Annotated in this window: 6 protein-coding genes; 1 reads left to right on the forward strand and 5 read right to left on the reverse strand. The window is 61.7% G+C overall.

Annotated elements, in window-relative coordinates; genetic code table 11:
* Positions 1-156 precede the first annotated feature (156 nt).
* From AC1VAN_RS13170 to AC1VAN_RS13190, 5 genes are all read right to left on the reverse strand, one after another.
* A complete protein-coding gene (locus AC1VAN_RS13170) occupies positions 157-426 on the reverse strand; it encodes a hypothetical protein (RefSeq protein WP_442251514.1) in 270 nt (89 codons plus the stop codon).
* Positions 427-433: 7 nt separating this feature from the next.
* Positions 434-760 carry a hypothetical protein gene (locus AC1VAN_RS13175; RefSeq protein WP_442251513.1) on the reverse strand — a complete coding sequence of 109 codons (327 nt, stop codon included), beginning with the start codon at positions 758-760 and terminating at the stop codon, positions 434-436.
* 24 nt (positions 761-784) lie between these two features.
* Positions 785-1,153 (reverse strand): VOC family protein, encoded by a 369-nt coding sequence (locus AC1VAN_RS13180; RefSeq protein WP_088100798.1) that lies wholly within the window; start codon positions 1,151-1,153, stop codon positions 785-787.
* 69 nt (positions 1,154-1,222) lie between these two features.
* Positions 1,223-1,990, reverse strand: coding sequence for a helix-turn-helix domain-containing protein (locus tag AC1VAN_RS13185; protein WP_442251512.1), 768 nt, complete (start codon positions 1,988-1,990; stop codon positions 1,223-1,225).
* A 115-nt stretch (positions 1,991-2,105) separates the two neighbouring features.
* On the reverse strand, positions 2,106-2,678 hold the full coding sequence (locus tag AC1VAN_RS13190; protein WP_480985951.1) for an OmpO family porin: 573 nt from the start codon (positions 2,676-2,678) through the stop codon (positions 2,106-2,108).
* Between the two features lie 715 nt (positions 2,679-3,393).
* Between AC1VAN_RS13190 and AC1VAN_RS13195 the strand changes: the two genes are divergently transcribed.
* Positions 3,394-4,350 (forward strand): DEAD/DEAH box helicase (locus tag AC1VAN_RS13195; RefSeq protein WP_480985950.1); only part of this gene is annotated, 957 nt, incomplete at its 3' end.

Here is a 4,350-nt window from a genome sequence, read left to right on the forward strand (position 1 = left end):
GTTGTCGAGCGTGTGGTTGAGGGCGGTGATGGGTGCGGGCTGGGCGTTCACGATGGTTCCTGCTGGCTTGAGGCGGGCACATCGCCTGCGGCGATGTGCGGGCGATCATAGCGGAACGACCTTGCCGGCGACGGAGCGGTTCTCAGTTCGCGGTGGTCAGCCGACGGGCGCCAGCCACTCATCGGCAAGCACCTGTGCCTGCAGCCCGCTGTCGGTGATCGAGTGCTGCGGCTGCTGCAACCACCACTCTCCGTGCCACTGCGGCCGCATGTGTCCGCGCAGGAACCGCTCGACGCGAAAGCGCTGCCCGACACGAAGGATGCAGGCCAGCCGCATGCGGTCCTGCGAGACCACCGACGCCTGCAGCTGCCAGCCGTCCGCAGCATCGCGCAGCAGATTCGCTCCAGCGATCTCGATCACGTCCATGCTGTGGCTACGCCGTGGTCACGGTGAACTGCTGCGGCGTGCGCCACGCAACCCGCAGGTAGGGTCCCTCCAGCACACCGCCCTCGCGAAGATGCTCGAACACGTCGGCCGGACACCACTCCCTGCCCGCCGAGAAGGCCACGCCGAGATCACGCAGGCGGAGGAAGACGGCGGCCTTGGCTGCATCGTCGGGGACCGGCAGGGTGAGGGTGTCTTCTTCGCCAGCGGTGAATCCCAGCGCCTGCAGCGAGGCCCGCGAGCGGCCATTGAACAGCATCACCTTGATGCAGTTGCCGTCGGCCTGCCTCACATAGGCATCGATGTGCGTTTCCATTGGCGGATTGTAGAGGCAGACGGATCAGCTGGCGTCGCTCCACACCGCCAGCACGTAGCCGTCCAGATCGCGGAAATGGAAGCGACGGCCGCCGGGAAAGGCAAACACCGCCTGCACGATCTCGCCGCCAGCTGCGAGGATGCGCTGCTGCGCGTCGGCAAGGTCCACGCAGTACACGATGACCAGCGCGCCTCCTGAGGGCGTCACTGCCTGGCCGGCGACAAAGCCACCTTTGAGGCGGCCGTCATCGAACTCGGTATAGGCCGGGCCGTAGTCGGTGAAGGACCAGCCGAAGACCTGCCCATAGAACTGCTTGCTGCGGGCGATGTCGGCGACGTTGAATTCGATGTTGTCGATGCGGCGTTCGGCAGTGGTGGTGTCTGCGTGGCTCATGGTGCGGCTCTGTGGTTGGAGCGCCCAGCATCGGTCAGGGTCGGGCCCGGGTCTTGAACGAAACGGCCATCAACGTCCCCACTGCTGGCGCAGCGCGCTTGCCGTCAGGCCGGCAAGCTCGCGGGCGTCGCGGCTGAGGTGGGCCTGGTCGGCATAGCCCGCCTCCACGGCCAGCATCGCCAGACTGTGCGCGGGTTGGGTCTGGCTGCAGCGCAGGAACCGCTGCAGACGCAGGATCCGCTCCAGCGACTTTGCTCCGTAACCGAACTGCGTCTGGCTGAAGCGACGCAGGGTGCGCGGGCTCATGGCCAGTTGTGCGGCGAGTGCGTCGATGCTGGCATCGCCTCTGGCAGCGTGCGCGAACAGCGCATGCGCGCGGCGTGTGTGTTCGTCCAGCACGGCCGCCGGCATGTTCCGCTGCAGGCTGTCAGCCAGGCGCTGCAGGCGCTGGTCGGGCGCGGCGTCACCGATCCAGGCCGCAGCCTGAGTCGCCCAGCGGGTATTGAATTCGATCAGGGGCACGGCTTGGCCGACGATGCCGGACAAGTCGATGCCGAGCGCAGACGATGCCTGCCCAGGCCGGAACCGCGCGCCCAGCACCTGTGCACCGGGGGTCAGTTGCGGGTGTGCGGCGGTACGGTCCGGTCCCACCACGAACAGCGCACCATCACGCCAGAGAATGTCCACGCATCCATCGGGCAGCACGGTGATGCTGCCACTGGCATCAGCAGGCAACTGGCTCTGCCAGAGCTGGCCGAACTGGCCACGCAGCGGCGCAGGCGCCAGGTGTTCCTGGTAGGCCAAGCCGGTGCCAGCGGGAGTGGAGGGATCGCCCATGCCCCATTGTGGCAAAGCGATGCCGGAAAAAGAGAAGCCCGGCACGAGGCCGGGCTTCGCTGGCGTGTGGGAGAGAGATCACACGCCAGTTACACGCACTAACGACAGGCGTTTGTTACCAGCTGAAGCGCGGGCCCACGAACCACTCGCGGTCGCCGGCCTTGGCCAGCTTCACTTCGCCRCTCAGRCCCCAGTTCTGGTTGARCTTGGCGGTAGCGCCGACRCGGCCGTAGAACTCGCCGTCCGGGTTGATGCCGTGCTTCTTGCTGTAATCCTCGTAACCGGCCAGCGCATAGCCTTCCAGGTACGGGTTGAACGCGGTGCGCACGCCCACTTCAGTGGAGTAGCCGTTGAAGTCCAGGCCGTGCTTCATGTCGAACTTCTGGTACGCAACACGAGCCACCAGGTCGGTGTTCGGTGCGATGCCGTAGTTGTAGCCGGCGCCGATGCGCCACTGGTCGACATCGTTCTTGAAGGTGTCGGTTTCCTGCTTGCTGTAATCACCGAAGATGTGGAAGTTCGGATGCACGGCAACCGAGCCCTTCACGCCCCAGCCATCAGCGTCGCCGCCCTTGGCATCGGTGTTCACGTAGCCGCCTTCAACGTAGTTGTACGACAGGCCATCGGCAGCCGATGCGGCGAACGGCAGCGCGGCCAACAGACCCAGGGCAAGCAGCGAATTCTTGATCATCGGGATACACCTTTCATTATTTTGGTTTCGTCGAACGCCCCTCGGGAGGGGAGGGAGGAGAGGCGTTCGACAGGTGTGAATTATCCGTTTGTTGATGAAATCGGCCCTGAATATTGAACTGACCGGTACATGAATGAGGTTCCTGTTCAGGGAACTCTCGATGCGCCGTGTGGGGCGAACACCATAGTTTGTGCAGCTTTGGACAGACTATGGTGACAGCTGGGGGTGCCAAACTATGGTGTCGACTCGGTTGCCAAGCGCCATGTCTCCACCGGGAGAGTCGTCCCTCCTAGCGCGCCATGTCGCCCACCAAGGCTATGAGCCAATGCAGCCTCACAGTTCGAGCCTCCTTCGATCTACCTACAAGTTGCCGGGCGCGGCTTGCCCTTGAAGGGCGTCTGGCCAGACTTGAGCATCGTCATCTGCACAACGTAGGCCGCTAAGCCCTTGAAGCAAAAGGGCGCAGCTCGCTGGCTGGCTGATATGCGAGTATCCCCGTTTGGTCAGCCAGTTGTAATTGGCTTGACCGGGAGGACGCTCTCTGGATCGGAGTCGCCTGCGGGACATAGAACCTGCGGGACATCGAAAAGTTAGAAGCGCAGATTCCTAGCTTGGGAATGAGGGGATCTAGTGAAGCATCTAACTCTATCGAGACAACTTTACGCTTGACACAGCTTATTACCACAGGCGCACCAAGGACAGGAGCTGGCAGATGGACATCGACTTTGATTTCTACAATAAGAACGCGGTCTACAAGAGCTGGGCTGACCACCGTCTAGTCTTCAGAGTTGCGAACGCGGAGGCGGGCGTAACAGGATTCAGGTTGCCACAAAGGGCAGCTGCCTTCGCAGTCCTGTCTCATCTCGATATCTCGCCTTCAAAGCCAGCAACTGTCGTGATGCCAACAGGGACTGGTAAAACCGACACCATATTCGCGCTAATGCTGGCGGGACTGTTCAAGCGGACGCTTCTCGTTGTCCCATCGGACGCACTACGCTCGCAAATGAGCGAGCGTCTTGAGTCCTTGTCGACGCTAAGGCGGATCGAAGTAGTAACGGACCAGCTTCTGTCGCCTAAAGTTCATTTGGCGGCAGGTCTAAGCGGCGCGCTCGATCTAAGCGCGATAGAAGCAGCAAATGTCACTGTCGCAACTCCGGATACGCTTGCTCAACTGCAACCTGATCAACTGGGGCAAGTCATCGGGCTCTTCACACATGTCGTATTTGATGAAGCTCACCATGTGGTTGCCGATACCTGGGAGCGCATCAGGGCCGCGGCAGATGGCAAGCCGACGCTGTACTTCACTGCAACTCCGTTCCGGCTCGATGACCAGCGGATCAGCGGAAAAATCGTATTCAACTACACGCTAAGACAAGCCCAGCGCGACGGGTACTTCCAAGAAATTGAGTTTCATCCCATACGTGAGTATCGAGAGGAGATGGCTGACGAGGCTATCGCCAGAAAGGCCGTCGCTCTTCTTCAGCAGGACCTTGAGGATGGCTTTGATCACATCCTTCTAGCGAGATGTTCGGCGATAGAGAAGGCTAGAGCGGTCGCGGCGATCTACGCGAGACTGTCGGATGGGACAGACCTCAATCCCGTGCTTCTGCACAGCAAGCTTAAGGGCCTAGCCGAGAGAAGAAAGGATGTAATCGACCGTAAATGCAGG

This window comes from Stenotrophomonas sp. 05L44_2, assembly GCF_056665995.1.

Bases quoted from the DNA above. Each gene is read 5' to 3' on its own strand.
- AC1VAN_RS13170 (WP_442251514.1), bottom strand. From the start codon at position 426: ATGGACGTGATCGAGATCGCTGGAGCGAATCTGCTGCGCGATGCTGCG.
- AC1VAN_RS13175 (WP_442251513.1), bottom strand. From the start codon at position 760: ATGGAAACGCACATCGATGCCTATGTGAGGCAGGCCGACGGCAACTGC.
- AC1VAN_RS13180 (WP_088100798.1), bottom strand. From the start codon at position 1,153: ATGAGCCACGCAGACACCACCACTGCCGAACGCCGCATCGACAACATC.
- AC1VAN_RS13185 (WP_442251512.1), bottom strand. From the start codon at position 1,990: ATGGGCGATCCCTCCACTCCCGCTGGCACCGGCTTGGCCTACCAGGAA.